Origin of the sequence: Nocardia yamanashiensis (assembly GCF_021183565.1) — a bacterium.
Lineage (GTDB): Bacteria > Actinomycetota > Actinomycetes > Mycobacteriales > Mycobacteriaceae > Nocardia > Nocardia yamanashiensis.
In genome coordinates, this window is sequence record NZ_CP089226.1 from 7,937,610 (window position 1) to 7,953,074 (window position 15,465).

Genomic DNA, 15,465 nt, shown 5'->3' on the forward strand with positions numbered 1-15,465 from the left:
AGTTATGGCTATTTCAAGTGGTCGTTGAGGACGCCGTTCTCGCCGAAGAGCTCACGCTGCCAATGGCCGAGCAGGGCGGAGGTGTCGATATCGTCGGGATGGAAACCGGGCCGCAGATACTTCGCCAGCTCGGGCATCAGCCCGCGGAACAGCGGCCCGGTGAACAGCCGGTACGCCTCGCGCGCCACCCGCACCGGCTGCCGCCGCGCCGCCGGATCGCGGGCCAGTGACACCGCCAGGCTGGCATAGGTCAAGGGCAGGGTGAGCGCGTACATGGCGGCCATGACGCCGATCCGGGTGCGCTCGTCGCCGCCCGCCGCGCGGAAGACGTCGAAGGCCACCGATTTGTGCTCGAGTTCTTCCAGCGCATGCCAATTCAGCAGATTCCACACCTCCGGATCGCCCGGAATGGCCTGCAGTTCGGGGCTGGACAGCACCCGCTGCGCCAGCACCGCCGTGTAGTGCTCGGCGGCGGCCGTCATGGCCAGGTGCACCACCGCGGGCAGCCGCTGTTCCAGGCGCAGCATGCGCTCCTTGGCGCGTTCGGAGTCCAGCCATTCGATGGGATAACCCATTTCGACGAGTTTGTCGTTGAGCCGCCGGTGTTCCTGGCCGTGCATGGCCTCTTGGCCGACGAAGCCGGTGACGCGTTTCTTCAGGGTGGGGTCGGTGACGAGTTCGGCGACCCGGCGGACCGAGCGGATGAACGATTCCTCGCCGGCCGGGAAGCCGCCGGACATGCCCGCCACGAAATGGCTGAACACCATGTCGTCGTCGACGAAGTAGCGATCGCCGGAATGCTGTTGTCCGAAGCGGAAAGTGATGCGCCGGGTCTTGGGATACCCGGTCGCGGGAAGGGTATTGACCATCTGGACCATCCTTGGTGCAACACTGAGTACCTAGTACTGAGTGTTCGATGTGAGGTCAGTGTAGGATTGTCCCAGACAGTCTGCAAGGGGGTTCGCCGTAACGGATCGAATTACAATCTGGCGCATGGCCTCCCATCCACCTCACGAGCGTCCGGGTGAGCTCAAAGGTGATGCCAGGCATGACCGCTGGCACTCGCACCGCGCCACCGTGCGAGCCGAACTCATCGAGGCCACCATTCGCGCCATCGACGCGCACGGGCCCGAGCTCTCCATCGACGATGTGGTGAAAACCGCTGGTATACCGCGTCCCAAGCTGTACCGGTTCTTCGGTGACAAGGTGGAGCTGCTGGCCGCGGTGAGCGGGCGGGTGCAGCAGCTGATCGTGGAACGGGTGACCCCGCATCTGGATCCGGCCGGACCGGTGCGCGACGGCATCCGGACCGCGCTCATCGCCTATATCGATCTGGTCGCCGAGCGCCCCAACCTGTTTCGCTTCATCGTCAGCTCGCAGGTGGTGACCGCGTTCGGCGCCACCCGGCTGCTCGAGGACGGGCGGCCACTGTCCGATACGGTCGCGGATTTCTTCTCCGGCCTGCTCCGGCTGCGCGGCGCGAACGGCGATCACACCCAGTACGCCGTGGACGCCATGCTCGGCGCGATCGGGCTGGGGGTGCTGCGCTGGCTCAACGAACCGGTCATCACCGCCCGGGAACTGGCCGAGGAGCTGACCGCCTTCGCCTGGGGCGCGATCGCGTCGACGGCCCAATCCCGCGGTCTCACACTGCATCCCGACGAACCGCTGACCGGGCGGCCGGCGCTGAGCGAACCGGCCGAGCGTTAGCCGTGCAGTTCGCGCTGCACGGTCGCGGTGATCTCGCTGGCGGTCAGGATCATGGCGCACAGGAAGTCGATCAACTGGGCGCGGTCGATGGCGAGGTCGCCGCGCAGCCATTCGGTGAGGATCTCCAAGCCGCCGAAAGAGACGGTGCGGGCGGCCAATTCGGCGTACACGCCGGTGACCGCGGCCGCGCCGAGCAACTCCCGGCCCTGGTCGAGCATGACCGACGTGGCGGTGCCGACCAGTTCGGCCCGGCGGGCGCGCAGCTCCTCGGTCGTCTGTAGTTCCAGGAACAGCCGTCGCCGCAGCGGATCGTCGGCCACGATGGCGACCACGGTCTCGATGACGGCGCGCAGTCGCAGGCGGGTATCGGAAGGAGTGGCGGCCAAGGGCGCGAGCATCTCGGCGGTGATGGCGGCCAGCTGCTCGTCCAGCAATTCACGAAGCAACTGGTCGGTATCGGTGAAGCTCTCGTAGAAGTACCGATCGTTCAATCCCGCGCGGGCGCACAGGGCCCGTACCTTGAGCCCGGCCGAACCCTGCTCCGCGATGAGTTCCCCCGCGGCCGCGAGCAGGCGCGCCCGGCGTTCCCGCCGACGCTGGTCGGCGCTGAGTCCGGCGTATCGACCCGTGGCTGCCGTCACATCTCCGCCTCGTTCATTGCCCGCCCCCACACTGTGGTGAACACTATCACCAGATTTTGTTCACCACCGCAGCAAGGACCGATCCATGACCCTGCCGTCCATCCTGTCCGAGCGCCTGCGCCTGCCCGCCGTCGCCTCGCCCATGTTCATCGTGTCCGGGCCGGAGCTGGTGATCGCGCAATGTCAGGCCGGGATCGTCGGATCCTTCCCGTCGCTGAACGCGCGCCCGCAGTCGCAGTTCCGCGAATGGCTGGTGCGGATCAACGAGGAACTGGCCAAGTGGGATGCCGACAATCCCGAGCAGCCGGCCGCGCCCTACGCGGTGAACCTCATCGTGCACAAGAGCAATGACCGGCTGGAGGAAGACCTCGCCACCGTCGTGGAATTCCGGGTGCCGATCGTCATCACCTCGCTGGGCGCGCGGCCGGACGTGAACGAGGCGGTGCACTCCTACGGCGGCATCGTGCTGCACGACGTGATCAACGACTTCTTCGCGCGCAAGGCCGTCGAGCGCGGGGCCGACGGGCTCATCGCGGTGGCGGCGGGCGCGGGCGGGCACGCCGGAGCGCAGTCGCCGTTCGCGCTGGTGCAGGAGATCCGGGCCTGGTTCGACGGGCCGCTGCTGCTGTCGGGGTCCATCGCGCACGGCCGTTCGATTCTGGCCGCGCAGGCCGCCGGGGCCGATCTGGCTTACATCGGTTCGGCTTTCATCGCCACCGACGAGGCCAATGCGGTGCCGGGCTACAAGCAGATGATCGTGGATTCGGCGGCGGGGGACATCGTCTACTCCAACTTGTTCACCGGGGTACACGGGAACTATCTGCGCGGCAGCATCACCGCCGCGGGCATGGATCCGGACAATCTCGGCCAGTCCGATCCTTCCGCAATGGATTTCGGCACCGGTGAATCCGAATCCGCCACGCCGGGGGCCAAGCCCTGGAAGGATATCTGGGGTTCGGGTCAGGGCATCGGCGCCGTGGACGCGGTGGTGCCCACCGCCGCGATCGTCGCCCGGCTGACTCGGGAATACGCCGCGGCGAAGGAGCGGCTCGCGAGCCTGTAGCCCAAGTGCGGGCGGGATATTCGTTCCGAATGCCCGTTTCGGTAAGATCGGTGTAATACTATCGGTCGGCATCGAAAGAGATTGCACGGCAATTCTTTCCGATGCCGACCGTTTGTGTGCGCCGGTAGGGGGTGTGCGAGAACAGAAGACAGGCACTTCATCGAAGACGTCGTAGCGCAGGGGCAATTCGTCGATACGGTGTGGGTGTTGGATGCGACCCGAACGCGCTGCGGGTCATACACGCGCGGATGACGCCGCCGGAGTCGTCGTGCGCGCGGTGGTGGCCACTGTTGATTCCGCAGATTTGAATGCTGCTCGCACATAAGGAATCTCGCGTGTACGACCCATTCCCCGATCACCCCGCCGAGCTTTCCGCGACTCCGACCGATCTTTCGCTGCTGCTCCGCCCCGCCCCGCCCGGCACCCCCACCGATCGCATCCGACTGCACGGCGGCAAGGGCTACATGCTGTGGGCCGATGTGCCGCCGGCCTTGGTCATGGGCAGTTCCGGCGGTTCCGGAGCGACCACCACCGCGCTCGGAATCGCGGCCGCCGCATACGAATCCGGCGGTCATTCGCCGATCGTGGTGGACGCCACCGCCACCGGCGGCGATCTGGCCCGGCGCGGCTGCGACACCGTCGATCCGGCGGGCACGGTGCAGTCCTGGCTGAATATGACCCACCGCAATCTGGTGTCAACCGTGCTGGACAGCTGCGGTGAGAACAGCGCCAATGTCGGCGTGCTCCCGCGCGGCCCGGAAGCCCTGCCCCGCCGCGAAAGCTACGCCTCGGTCCACCGCGACCTCAGCGGCGCGGGCTGCCTGCCCGTCTACGACGGCGGCGCACCCATCACCAATCGCGCGGTGGCCCCCCTGCTCTGCGACCCCCGCATCGCCCTGGTGATCACCATCGCCGCCCGCCCCGACGCCGTGAACCGCCTGAAACCGGCCCTGATCTGGCTCGACGACAACTACAGCCAGTACCACCTGGCCGACGCCGTCATCGTCGTCACCAGGCAGCACCCCAAAGACGGCCCCCTCATCGCCGAACACACCCGCACCTACCTCGGCGAAGTGGTCCGCGGCGTCACCGAGATCCCCTACGACCCCCACCTGGCCTCCGGCGGCCCCGTCAGCTGGAAGAAGCTGGCCCCGCCCACCCGCGCCGCCTACCGCCAGGTGGTGAGCCTGCTCAGATAGTCCGCACGGCGCGCCACCAGGTGCCAGGCGACGGCGTAAATCGCGAAAGCGACAGCGCCCCACCGAATCGCACCCACGAGCGCGGCCCGCACGAGATCGTAGCCACCGGACCGGACGTACGCGGTGAGGGCATGCGTCACCCCGAAGGCCACGAAAACCCCTGTGCCGCCGAGCACCCACCGTCGCGGCCCCCGCCCGAGCCCCGGGCGCGGCGGCCCCGGCGGCGTCCGGCGATACCAGCCCGCCGCGGCGAAGGCGAGCGCCAGCAGGCCGCCGATCGAGGACAGGTAGCCGAGCACGTTGTAGAGCTTGTGCGGTTCGATCACGGTGGAGCGCAACCAGGGCCAGCGTGCGACCAGCGCACCGTCCCGCTGCACCAGGCTGTCCCAGCACACGTGCGTGATCGCGCCCGCGACCACCGCGGCGGCCAGCCGGGGCAGCTGCCGGACATCCCACTCCGGCTCGCGGATGCGCCGCCGCCACCCGTCGGGAGCCAAGGCCGTCAACGGATCCGCCGCCACTCCGAACAGCGCTGCCAGCAGCAACAGTCCGACCGTCAGGTCCGAGGTCACCGTGCCGGCGAGCGAATGGGTCGGCAACGGCATCGAAATCGGCAGGTAGTAGACCACGTCGGGGGCGAGCGTTCCGGCGATCAGGCCCGGCAGCGGCAGCCGGTGGCGTAACGGCAGCGCCGCTGCGGGGTGGGCGAGGGTGAACGGCACCGTCGCAGCATGCCGCGCGCGAGCCCGCTCGGCCGGGATCGCACGGTATCTCCACAAAGAATTTTCGATCCCCGCGTAAAACCGTCTGACATGGGATGATTCCCGGGATTCGGGGTCCGAGGGGGCGCTGTTCGGGGGTAGCGGGTCGTTCGCATGAGTAACGCCGGGGCGCCGGGGTGCGACGTCTCCCCTGACATGACAGGCGTCGGGGCCCTGTCCATCCACTTGCGGCTTTTTCTCGAATGGGGTTCTGGGCATGGCTTTCGGCGAGTTCGTGCAGAGACAACGCGCCTTGCTGGCAAAAAACAAGAAGATCACGGCGTCCGCTTCGGCACTCGGGGTGCTGGGCGTGGCGACCATCGTGGCCGCGTCGTGGTCGTTGACCGCCTCGCACACCACCGAGACCGCGGACCCGGCTCTGCGCGCTTCGGTGACGGAATGCCATGACATGGTGACCATTTCGGTGGCGGGGCGCGGTGACACTCCGGTCGCGGGCACCACCAGGATGCTGGTGGACGCGAACGGCAACGAGCTGCCGGCCGCGGTGTCGGGGGATCACTCCAGCCAGTGGCTCGATCCGGTGGTCAATGCGCCGCGGGCCGCCGAGGGCGAGGACTCCTACCAGGCCGTCTACATCGCCTATCCGGCGAACATGGCCAGCTACGAGGACGCCGTGAACACCGGTGTCGCCAATACCCAGCAGGTCATGCGGGATATCTCGGTGGCCTGCCCGAACACCAAGTTCTCGATCGTGGGCTACAGCGAGGGCGCGGATGTGGTGCGCCGGGTGGCCATGAAGATCGGCAATGGCGAGCCGGACGCCAACGGGCGCTACGAGACCGTCAATCCCGACGATGTGGTCGGCGTCGTCATCCTCGCCGACTCGGGGCGTTCCGAGGGCGAAGGGCCGTTCATCGGGGCCAAGAACCCGTACGGCAACCCGGACAACTTCGATACCAAGTACCAGAACGGCACCGGCTCGGCGAGCGGCTCGGGTGCGCTGCCGGGCAACTCCGGCGGGTTCGGCAAACTGGGCGGCAAGATCGCGTCCTTCTGCTCCGACGGCGACCTCACCTGCGCCGCGCCCAAGAACATCTCGCTGCTGCAGCTGGTGGTGAACGTGGGCCGCCAGATCAATGCCGACCAGCTGGAGAAGGAAGGGCTGAACCCGGTCACCGGCCAGGACGTCGCGGTCAACCTCGCCAATATCGCCATGAAGGCGTTCGCCGACATCCAGTCCCAGAAGAACTGGATGGCCTCCGACGAGACCTTCCTGTCGGTGCTGCTGCGCGTCTCGGACCCGAACTACAAGCCGGGCGAATCCAAGCCGCAGACCCAGCAGGCGGATTCCATTGCCGCCGAGAACATGTCGCCGCTGGCCTACCTGCCGCAGAAGGTCTTCAACGAGATCATCGGGCTGATCACCACCAACCAGAACACCATTCCGGTCATCCTGAGCGACCCGTACAACCTGACTCTGGGCCCCAACGGCACCGGCCATCACTTCGACTACTGGCGTGACGCGAAGCCCGAGGACGGCAAGCAGCTGACCTCCGCCGAATACGCCGCCGCCTGGCTGACCGAACTGGCCAAGAAGGCGCAGGCCGGGGAACTGAAGACCACCACCACGACCAAGCCCGCCGAGAAGGCCGCACTGGCCGCCAGCTCCTCGGGTCAGCCGAGCACCACCACCGGCAAGCCCGGCACCACCACCTCGGGCACCACCACCCCGGGCGGCACCACGACCACCGCGCCGACCACGACCACGGCTCCGAACACCACGACCCCGGCCGCGGCCCCGCCGACGACCACCGTGGAAGCCGTGGCCCCGGCCACCACCACGCCGGAGGCGGTCAAGCCGACCACCACCGCACCCACCACCACGACGGTGCCGGCGACCACCGCGCCCGCCACCACGACGGCCGCGAAATAGCAACTGTCACACGGCCTTCCGTCCCGCTCACCGGGGGACGGAAGGCCGTTCGCTATTTGGGCGCGGCTCCGGGGCCGCGGTCGCGGCCCGGAACGCCGCGGCGGTCTGCGGCACCAGCAGCGCGGCCACGATGCTCAGCGCCGGGCCGATCGCCATGGACTCGAAAGCCGTCGTGTACGAGGCGTGATCGGTGACCACGCCGAACAGCAGCGGACTGAGCACCCCGGCCAGCTGCCCGCCGAAGATGATCACGCCGGTGGCCGCGCCGATATAGCTGCTCGGCAGCGCGCGCAGCGGAACCGCGAACGCGGGCATGAACGCCAGCCCCGCCAGGAACGTCATCACCGATCCGGTGAGCACGAACAGCGGGAAGAACCCGACCCGCGGCAGTACGAACAGCAGTATCGAGGTCAGCATCATGGCCGGCACCACCAGCAGCCGCGGATGCCCGCCCAGCCGATCCGACAGCCGCGCGCCCAGCACCACCCCGGCCGCCGCCGCCAGCGTGGACGGCACCGCCGCGATCGCCACCACCGTCATCGACAGCCCGCGATCCTCGTGCAGGAAGGTCGGCAGCCACGCCGTCACGCCCCACACCAGCACGTCGTAGCCGAAGAAGATGACCGCGAACCCGAGCAGCGCGGGCGACAGCAGCACCCGCCGCCGGGAGGCGGCGTCCACCCCGGCCGTCGGATGGACGCTGTCCTGCGGCAACGGTTCCGGCATCCAGCGCCGCCAGGCCAGGATCACCGCCACGCCCAGCACCGAGATGATCGCGAACATGGCCCGCCACCCGACGGTCGGCAGCAGGATGCTGGCGATGACCGCGGCCAGCAGAATGCCCACCGCGTTCGAGGCATTGGTCCAGCCGGTGGCGGTGGTGCGCTGTTCGGGGGTGCTGCGCTCGGCCAGCGCCTTGATGGCCGCCGCCGGGAACACGCCCTGCACCAGGCCGAACAGGAATCGCATGGCCAGCAGCGCCAGGAACGACCAGGCCACCGCGGTCAATCCGGTGAAGATCGACCACGCGATCAGGCCCACCACCCCGATCCGCACCGCGCCGTAGCGATCGGCGAGCAGTCCGCCCGGCACCTGCGCGGCGGCATAGGAAATGAAGAAGACCGAAACGAGCAGGCCCTGCTGGGTGTGATCGAGGCGCAGATCCTCGCCGATGTACGGCAGCGCGAAATTGATGACCGTCCGGTCGACGTAGTCGACGACCCACGCCGCGAAAAGCAGCACGATGGTCAGCCGGGTGGTGCGTGGCATCCTTGCCCCTTCATCGAACGCGAGGCAACGTGTCCTCTGGCAGGGTCGCGGATTGCGGGCCCTTCGGAATCCGCAGATTACCTACCGGCCGGGCACGTGGCTTGCCCTCAAACGTATGGGCCGGACGCCGCCGGCGCACCGGAATCGCGCCCTCCGGCGGGCGGCGCCTGCTGCCCGCCGTAGGCCGCCAGCGCCCGCGCCACGATCTCGTCCAGGCGGGCGTGATGCGCTCCCTTCCAATAGGTTTGGCCGCAATCGGCGCAGCGCGCGAAGCTGTCGTAGGTGCGGCCGGTGCTGTCGGGCAACAGCTCTCGCACCGATTCCTTGTCCGCCGGGCGCAGCACCCCGTTGCAGGAGGTGCAGCGCGTCCACGGGGTGAGCGGCGGGGCGAAACGCGACAGCACGTCCTCCAGCTGCTCGGCCGGACGATGGCTGTAAATGTATGCGCCGGAGTAGATTTCGCGGCGGCGCAACAGGCCCCGGTCGCGGGAGAGCAGTACCCGCTGCTCGGCGGCCGAGCGGGCGGCCAGCGCGGCGTCGCCGATATCCGGGTTCTCGTAGGCGGCGTCGATGCCGAGCAGCCGCAGCCGCCGGGCGAGCGTGCCCAGGTGGATGTCGAGCAGGAAGCGCGGCGGTTGCGCGAGGGCCAGCGGCCGGGCCACCGCGAGCACGGTGACGGCCTCCCCGCCGACCGGCACATGACTCGGCCCGACCGTGCGGCCGTCGACCCGCAGCTCGCCCACCTCGGTGAGCGGCACCCCCAGCGACTCCACCACGTGTCCGAGGCCGGCCACCCCGTCCACCCGCACCGCCCCGGCCGCGCGCTGCCCGACGAACACTTGCAACTCCGGCGCGACGGCGACCCTGATCTCCCCAGCGTTCACCCAGCCAGCATGCCAAAAGTCCAGGCCCGGCGGGCAACTCGTTTTCCCGGCGATTAGGCCGCGCCGGTCCGGGTAGAGCCAGGAACGGGCCGACGTCGCGGCCCACGGCAACACCCGGCTACTGCGAAAGGATTGATCGGCCATGCCAGATCCCAAGAATTCCGGACAATTCGGCAATCGGACCGATACCGCGGAGCAGGCCAGCAAGGGCGGGAAGGCGAGCAGCGGCAGTTTCGGCAGCGCACGCGGCGCCGACCCGCGCGAGGCCGGCAGGAAGGGGGCTCAGGCCCAGCCGACCGCGGCCAAGCAGAAGGGCGGTCAGCGCAGCCATTCCCGCTCGGATTCGTAATCCGCGCCCGGTCGTGGGAGGGATCGCCGCCGGCGATCCCTCCCACGGGTTTTTCCGGATGATCCGGACAATGTGAATTGACGTCGAATTTCAGCTGTGCGTGGCCTGGCGCACATTGAAGAGCCGCAGAACATTTCGTTAACCATTTGTTTGCGAGCCTGTGAGTTGCGGGGATCTGACTTTGGTGATTTTCTAGTTGCGCAGGTCGAATCGACCCACCGACGGAGCTGAGTTGTAAAACCCGTCGAGTGCCATTCCCGGCAGCGTCGCCAGCCGCACTCCTCCTCGGCCTGCCCGCTTCAAAACAGAAAGTCGCCGTGCTCCGGCGCACTCCCTGATGCAGGTTCGAAAGGACTCAGGCCGTGAACGCACCCTTTTTCAGCCGTGCCGCAACAGTTCTCGCCGGAATCGCGATCAGTCTCGCGGTCCCGGGCCTGGCTACCGCCGCGGAGGTGGGCGACGCCGCCGCGCCGCCCACCGACGCGGGCAGTTCGCAGACGGTATTGCCACAGCTCGGCAGCGGCAGCGCCGCACTGGGCACCGGCAGTTCCACCGCGGGCGGGGTGGCCGGGGCGCTGGGCACCGGCAGTTCCGCCGCCGGTTCGGTGGGCTCCCTGATCCCCGGTCCCGGATCGGTGCTGGGCCTGCTCGGCACCGGCAGCGGCGCGGCCAGCGGATCCGCGCAGGCGGGCGGCACCCTGGCGTCCGCGCTGGGTACCGGCAGCGCCGCGGCCGGATCCGGTTCCGCGGGTGCGAAATAGGCCGTCGAAGGCCGGATGGGTTTCCCGGTGCAACAGCACCTCTCAGCTATTAACTTCCAATTCGCCAGCACGGTTCATGGGCGCTAGCGCAATCATTCTGCGCACGATGATTTCTTTACGGAATTCGAACGCCCAACCGTAGGCACGAAATTCGATGAGGACCGTCGAGATGGAATACACCCACCTGTCCGAATTCGCCGTGCGCCCGGGAGCATTGACCCTGTGGCGACCGGAACTCGTCCCCGGCCACGATTGGACCCCGGACGATCGCCCGCTCACCAGCGTCCACGTCCGGCATTGCCAGGGCGCCGACGCCGCCGATCCGCGACCCGGGCGCGGGCGCTGGATCGGCACCATCTTCGAAATGGACGCGCCTTTCCATCCCGAGCAGTGGCGGGAAACCGTGCGGCTGTGGCACGTTCGCCACGAAGGACTGCGCACCACGCTCGCCCATCGCATCGAGGGCGAACCGGGCCGGCTGGTGTGCGCCGGGGAAGCGGTGACCGTCACCGACGAGCCGGTGCCCGGCGTCACCACGCCCGCCGCGCTCACCGCGTATCTCACCGACGCCCTCGAACTGCGGTTGTCGCCGCTGCAATGGCCGCACTGCCTGCTCGCCACCGTCGAGCACGACACCGCCGACTTCACCGTGCTGATCGCCGCCGACCATTCGGTCATGGACGCCTATTCGCAGGCCATCGTGATCCTGGAACTGCGCACCCTGTACCGGTCGGTGGCGGCCGGGGAAGCGGCCCGCGAATCGGTGACCTTCGGCAGCGCCGCGGATTTCGCCGCCTACGAACGCGCGGCCGCCGCCGCGCTCACCCCGTCCTGCGCCGGAGTGCAGCTGTGGCAGCGTTTTCTGGACGGTTCCGGCGGTATGCTCCCGCGTTTCGAACCCGCCATCACCCGCGGCAGCGACGCCCCCTCCGCCGATCCGCAGACCAGCGTCTCGCGGAAACTGCTGGAGCTGGCCGAACTCGAACGCATCGAGGACGCCGTCACCGCGCGCGGCCATCGCCTGACGACGGCGGCGTTCACCGCCCTGGCCATCGCCTATCGCCGCACTTTCGGCTATCTGTCCATGCGCGCGATCATGCCCATCGCCACCCGCCCCGATCTGAAGTGGCTGGAATCCATGGGCTGGTTCGTGAACGTCGTCCCCTTGGACATCACCCTGGCCCCCGATCTCGACCCGGACGCTTCCCTCGAATCCACCCGCACCGCACTGCGCCGCTCCCGCGCCGCCAACGACACCACCTGGACCCGCGCCCTCGAGCTCCTGGACTGCACCGACCGCCCCCGCTTCGGTATCTCCTTCCTCGACATCCGCGTCCTCCCCGATCACCAACTCGTCGAAGCCCTGCGCGGCCACACTCTGCGCGCCGAGTGCTACTCCGGCGACGAGGTCTTCTTCTGGATAGTCCGCGCCACCGACGGCCTCCGCCTCTCCACCCGCTTCCCCGCCGCCTTCCCGGCCGCCGAAATGGACCGCTTCCTAGCCGAATTCACCCGCGCCATGCGGGAATTCACCGTCGGCCTGCCCACGGACGAGCAGTCCGCGCCGCCGATCGCCACCCCGGCGGGGCAGGTCCCGGCCGCTCTCACGCCATGCCCACCCGCCGCCGTCGTTCTGGGCACCGACGACCGGATCCCGGTCGAGCAGCCGAGCCCCGCCCCGGCACGGGTCTGAGCCATGCACGCCCTACTGGCCTTCGCGGGCAGCCGCGGTGACGCCCAACCGGGAATCCTGCTCGCACAGGAGCTGATCCGGCGCGGCCACCGTGTGACCCTGGCGGTCTCGCCGAATCTGGTCGGCCTGGCCGAAGGGCACGGCATCGAAGCCGCGCCCTTCGGCCTGGACAGCGCCGAACTGCTGCGCGCCCAGCGCGACGACGAGCGCTTCGCCGCCCGCAACCCGCTGCACCGCCTGCAAGCGGTCTTGGACCTGCAACGCCGCGGTTTCGCCGAAGCCGCACTGGATCTGCTCCCCATCGCCCGCACCGCTGACATCGTCGTCACCGGCATGGCCTGTGAGGAGGCAGCAGCCGAAGTGGCACGGCACCGTGCAATCCCATTGGCGGCCTTGCACTTCTTCCCGATCCGGCCCACGGGTGCGGTGCCGGTGTTACCTACCGCATGGGCGTCCCGCCTGCCCGCCGCTGTGAACCGGCTCGGCTGGCAGTTGCTGACCAAGGCCCGCGCCGCCGCGTTGGCTCCTGAGATCGCCGCGCTGCGTGCCGCGCTCGCGCCGCCGCGGGCGGGCGCCGAACGGCTCGAGTGGACGATGCCGACGCCGCGAGCGGTGTGGGCCGGTCTGCGGCCGGGGGCGCTGTTCGGGGCGATACCGGCCGTCGCCCGCAACCTGACCCGCGTCGGCGAATTCGATCTCACCCATCGCGACGACGGCCCGCGCGATGCGGCCACGGGCGCCGCACCCGGGTCTGTTACCCGGCACCGGGGTGATCGGCCGGACCGTACGGTGCTGCACGCGTATGACGCCGAGCTCTTTCCGGGGTTGGCGAATGAGCTCGGGGAGGCGTTCATCACCGGATTCCCGGTGGTGGAGGCGGACAGCGGGATTGCCGGGGATGCCGCGTTGAACCAATGGCTCGGGGCGGGCAGTGCGCCGGTCTATGCCGGGTTCGGGTCCATGCCGGTGGCCGATCCGGCCGCTACCGCGCGGATGTTGCGGGAGGTCTGTGAGCGGCGGGGGATGCGACTGCTGCTGGCGGGGAACATGTTCCGCGGTGGGATCGAGGGCGATGTCGCCGTGGTGACTCAGGTCGATCATCAGGCGGTGCTGCCTCGGTGTGCGGTGGCCGTCCATCACGGCGGGGCCGGGACGACGGCGGCGGCGCTGCGGGCGGGGGTGCCGTCGGTGATCTGTTCGGTACAGGCCGATCAGCCCTATTGGGGGCGGCAGCTCGAAAAGCTCGGGCTGGGTGTGGCATTGCCGTTCGCCCGGCTGACGGGGGAGCGGTTGGAAAGGGCGTTGCGGCGGGCCACGGAGCCGGAGCTGGTATTGCGGGCCGCCGCGTACGGCATGCGTTTTCGGGACGACGGGGTGGCACGGGCTGCCGCCGTCGTGGAATCCATTGCCTTCACGGGCGATTCGCCGAGCAAGATTGGAGAGATCCGATGACGGCTGAGATCGCCATCGAAACCCGGGGTCTGGGTAAGACTTTCGGCAGCACCACGGCCGTGGACGGCGTCGATCTGACGATCGAGGCGGGCACGGTGTTCGGGTTGCTGGGGCCGAACGGAGCCGGGAAGACGACCACCGTGCGGATGCTGGCCACGCTGCTGCGGCCGGACAGCGGGAACGCCACGGTGTTCGGTTACGACGTGGTGCGCGATGCCACGGCGGTGCGGTCGATGATCGGGCTGACCGGGCAGTACGCGGCTGTCGACGAGAACCTCACGGCGGTGGAGAACCTGCGGTTGTTCGGCCAGCTGCTGGGGATGACCCGGCGGGCCGCGAATCGGCGGGCCGAGGAACTGCTCGAGGAGTTCGAGCTGACCGGTGCCGCCAAGCGGCGGGTGGCCACGTTCTCCGGCGGGATGCGGCGGCGGCTGGATCTTGCGGCCACGCTGATCACGTTGCCGCCCTTGATCTTCCTGGACGAGCCGACCACCGGGCTGGATCCGCACACTCGGGAGCGCATGTGGTCGGTGGTGCGCGCGCTGGTCGATCGCGGGGCGACCATCCTGCTCACCACCCAGTACCTGGAAGAAGCCGACGCGCTGGCCGACCGGATCGCCGTCATCGACCACGGCCGGGTGGTGGCCGAGGGTACGGCGAGCCAGCTGAAATCGTCGGTGGGGGAGGAGATGCTGCGCATCGACCTCGCCGATCCGGGACAGCGGGCGCTCGCCGACGCGGCCGTGGAGCGGATCACCGGCGTCACGCCATTGCATGGGGATACGCCCGCCACGCTCGCGATCCCCCTGCGCGACAGCGATATCGCCGCCGAAGTCGTGGCGGCCTGCCGCACCAGCGGCATCCGGCTGCGGGGCTTCGCCGTCGACCGGCCCGACCTCAACTCGGTATTCCTGACCCTCACCCAGCACGCCGACCGGAGGCTGACATGACCGTGCTCGCCGAATCGCCCCTCGCGGTCCAGCCGGTGCCACGAATCGAACGCCGCCCCACCGTGATTCACGTGGGCCCGCGCGCCGCCCTGCGTCAATCGCTGATCATGGCCAAGCGCGGCATGCTGACCTTCCGGCACAGCCCGCAACTGCTCTACGACGCCGTGCTGCTGCCCATCATCGGCCCGCTGCTGTTCGGCAATGTGTTCGGCACCGCCATCGCGGGCAGCCTGCACGCCTACCTGCCGACCCTGGTGCCGGGCGTGCTGGTGCAGATCGTGCTGACCTCCTCGGTGGCCACCGGCGTACAGCTGTCGGAGGACATCCGCTCGGGCGTCTTCGACCGCTTCACCTCCATGCCGATCGCCCGATCCGCTTCCGTGACAGGCGCATTGCTGGCCGGCGCCACCCGATACGTGATCGCCGCGCTCATGGTCCTGCTGGTCGGATTCGGCATGGGTTATCGCCCCGACCACCCCTTCGGCCTGATCGCCGGCGCGGGCCTGGTCGTACTGGCCACCACCGCCATGAGCTGGATCTTCGCCTTCATCGGCGTCACGATCGCCAGACCCGCTGCCGTACAGGGCATGTCGATGCTGGTGCTCACCTTCCTCTCCTTCGCCTCCAATGCCCTGGTCCCCGTCGAGGCCATGCCGACCTGGCTGCGCCACGTCTCGGACTACAACCCCGTCTCGCATCTGGTGGCGGCAGTGCGCACGCTGGCCGACCACGGCACCCTCGGCTCCGACTTCGCCTGGTCGGCCGGGGCGGCCCTGCTCGTCGCGATCGTGTTCGCCCCCTTGACCGTCCGCACCCTGCGCGCCCGCTGATCGGAGCAT

The 15,465-nt window shown here is 69.0% G+C and carries 15 protein-coding genes; 10 read left to right on the forward strand and 5 right to left on the reverse strand.

Annotation, left to right across the window (positions count from 1 at the left end; all coding sequences use genetic code 11):
* Positions 1-8: 8 nt before the first annotated feature.
* Complete coding sequence (locus LTV02_RS36585) at positions 9-869, reverse strand: metal-dependent hydrolase (protein ID WP_067715643.1); 861 nt, start codon at positions 867-869, stop codon at positions 9-11.
* A 124-nt stretch (positions 870-993) separates the two neighbouring features.
* Here LTV02_RS36585 and LTV02_RS36590 point away from each other — a divergent pair, with 124 nt between their 5' ends.
* Positions 994-1,710, forward strand: coding sequence for a TetR/AcrR family transcriptional regulator (locus tag LTV02_RS36590; RefSeq protein WP_233036089.1), 717 nt, complete (start codon positions 994-996; stop codon positions 1,708-1,710).
* Here the strand turns inward: LTV02_RS36590 and LTV02_RS36595 are convergent.
* The gene (locus LTV02_RS36595; protein ID WP_233036090.1) at positions 1,707-2,351 is read right to left on the reverse strand and encodes a TetR/AcrR family transcriptional regulator; all 645 of its coding nucleotides are present in this window, start codon (positions 2,349-2,351) and stop codon (positions 1,707-1,709) included. The two genes, LTV02_RS36590 and LTV02_RS36595, sit on opposite strands and share 4 nt — an antisense overlap.
* Positions 2,352-2,436: 85 nt before the next feature.
* Between LTV02_RS36595 and LTV02_RS36600 the strand changes: the two genes are divergently transcribed.
* Together LTV02_RS36600 and LTV02_RS36605 are read left to right on the forward strand one after the other, a co-directional pair.
* Positions 2,437-3,414: an NAD(P)H-dependent flavin oxidoreductase gene (locus tag LTV02_RS36600; RefSeq protein ID WP_233036091.1), complete on the forward strand. Its 978-nt coding sequence runs from the start codon at positions 2,437-2,439 to the stop codon at positions 3,412-3,414.
* A gap of 335 nt (positions 3,415-3,749) precedes the next feature.
* The gene (locus LTV02_RS36605) at positions 3,750-4,613 is read left to right on the forward strand and encodes a MinD/ParA family ATP-binding protein (protein ID WP_157762364.1); all 864 of its coding nucleotides are present in this window, start codon (positions 3,750-3,752) and stop codon (positions 4,611-4,613) included.
* On the opposite strand, the gene LTV02_RS36610 is transcribed toward LTV02_RS36605, so the two are convergent.
* Positions 4,583-5,335 (reverse strand): DUF4184 family protein, encoded by a 753-nt coding sequence (locus LTV02_RS36610; protein ID WP_233036092.1) that lies wholly within the window; start codon positions 5,333-5,335, stop codon positions 4,583-4,585. The genes LTV02_RS36605 and LTV02_RS36610 overlap by 31 nt on opposite strands.
* Before the next feature lie 256 nt (positions 5,336-5,591).
* Between LTV02_RS36610 and LTV02_RS36615 the strand changes: the two genes are divergently transcribed.
* Positions 5,592-7,268, forward strand: a complete 1,677-nt coding sequence (locus LTV02_RS36615) for a cutinase family protein (RefSeq protein ID WP_233036093.1) — start codon at positions 5,592-5,594, stop codon at positions 7,266-7,268.
* A 27-nt stretch (positions 7,269-7,295) separates the two neighbouring features.
* On the opposite strand, the gene LTV02_RS36620 is transcribed toward LTV02_RS36615, so the two are convergent.
* Positions 7,296-8,537: an MFS transporter gene (locus LTV02_RS36620; protein ID WP_233036094.1), complete on the reverse strand. Its 1,242-nt coding sequence runs from the start codon at positions 8,535-8,537 to the stop codon at positions 7,296-7,298.
* Positions 8,538-8,644: 107 nt separating this feature from the next.
* On the reverse strand, positions 8,645-9,421 hold the full coding sequence (locus LTV02_RS36625) for a Mut7-C ubiquitin/RNAse domain-containing protein (RefSeq protein ID WP_233036095.1): 777 nt from the start codon (positions 9,419-9,421) through the stop codon (positions 8,645-8,647).
* Positions 9,422-9,563: 142 nt separating this feature from the next.
* Here LTV02_RS36625 and LTV02_RS36630 point away from each other — a divergent pair, with 142 nt between their 5' ends.
* The 6 genes from LTV02_RS36630 to LTV02_RS36655 all read left to right on the forward strand — a co-directional run bounded on the left by LTV02_RS36630 (position 9,564) and on the right by LTV02_RS36655 (position 15,456).
* Positions 9,564-9,770: a hypothetical protein gene (locus LTV02_RS36630; RefSeq protein ID WP_233036096.1), complete on the forward strand. Its 207-nt coding sequence runs from the start codon at positions 9,564-9,566 to the stop codon at positions 9,768-9,770.
* Positions 9,771-10,132: 362 nt separating this feature from the next.
* Complete coding sequence (locus LTV02_RS36635) at positions 10,133-10,531, forward strand: hypothetical protein (RefSeq protein ID WP_233036097.1); 399 nt, start codon at positions 10,133-10,135, stop codon at positions 10,529-10,531.
* A 154-nt stretch (positions 10,532-10,685) separates the two neighbouring features.
* Positions 10,686-12,224: a condensation domain-containing protein gene (locus tag LTV02_RS36640; protein WP_233036098.1), complete on the forward strand. Its 1,539-nt coding sequence runs from the start codon at positions 10,686-10,688 to the stop codon at positions 12,222-12,224.
* A 3-nt stretch (positions 12,225-12,227) separates the two neighbouring features.
* A complete protein-coding gene (locus LTV02_RS36645; protein WP_233036099.1) occupies positions 12,228-13,676 on the forward strand; it encodes a glycosyltransferase in 1,449 nt (482 codons plus the stop codon).
* The gene (locus tag LTV02_RS36650; protein ID WP_233036100.1) at positions 13,673-14,626 is read left to right on the forward strand and encodes an ATP-binding cassette domain-containing protein; all 954 of its coding nucleotides are present in this window, start codon (positions 13,673-13,675) and stop codon (positions 14,624-14,626) included. Before LTV02_RS36645 ends, LTV02_RS36650 begins: the two co-directional genes overlap by 4 nt.
* The gene (locus tag LTV02_RS36655; protein WP_233036101.1) at positions 14,623-15,456 is read left to right on the forward strand and encodes an ABC transporter permease; all 834 of its coding nucleotides are present in this window, start codon (positions 14,623-14,625) and stop codon (positions 15,454-15,456) included. The genes LTV02_RS36650 and LTV02_RS36655 overlap by 4 nt, the downstream gene beginning before the upstream one ends.
* Positions 15,457-15,465: the final 9 nt, after the last annotated feature.

What these genes read in the sequence shown, in the direction of transcription:
- LTV02_RS36585 (WP_067715643.1), bottom strand. Translation starts at nt 869, where the DNA reads ATGGTCAATACCCTTCCCGCGACCGGGTATCCCAAGACCCGGCGCATC.
- LTV02_RS36590 (WP_233036089.1), top strand. Translation starts at nt 994, where the DNA reads ATGGCCTCCCATCCACCTCACGAGCGTCCGGGTGAGCTCAAAGGTGAT.
- LTV02_RS36600 (WP_233036091.1), top strand. Translation starts at nt 2,437, where the DNA reads ATGACCCTGCCGTCCATCCTGTCCGAGCGCCTGCGCCTGCCCGCCGTC.
- LTV02_RS36615 (WP_233036093.1), top strand. Translation starts at nt 5,592, where the DNA reads ATGGCTTTCGGCGAGTTCGTGCAGAGACAACGCGCCTTGCTGGCAAAA.
- LTV02_RS36620 (WP_233036094.1), bottom strand. Translation starts at nt 8,537, where the DNA reads ATGCCACGCACCACCCGGCTGACCATCGTGCTGCTTTTCGCGGCGTGG.
- LTV02_RS36630 (WP_233036096.1), top strand. Translation starts at nt 9,564, where the DNA reads ATGCCAGATCCCAAGAATTCCGGACAATTCGGCAATCGGACCGATACC.
- LTV02_RS36640 (WP_233036098.1), top strand. Translation starts at nt 10,686, where the DNA reads ATGAGGACCGTCGAGATGGAATACACCCACCTGTCCGAATTCGCCGTG.
- LTV02_RS36645 (WP_233036099.1), top strand. Translation starts at nt 12,228, where the DNA reads ATGCACGCCCTACTGGCCTTCGCGGGCAGCCGCGGTGACGCCCAACCG.
- LTV02_RS36650 (WP_233036100.1), top strand. Translation starts at nt 13,673, where the DNA reads ATGACGGCTGAGATCGCCATCGAAACCCGGGGTCTGGGTAAGACTTTC.
- LTV02_RS36655 (WP_233036101.1), top strand. Translation starts at nt 14,623, where the DNA reads ATGACCGTGCTCGCCGAATCGCCCCTCGCGGTCCAGCCGGTGCCACGA.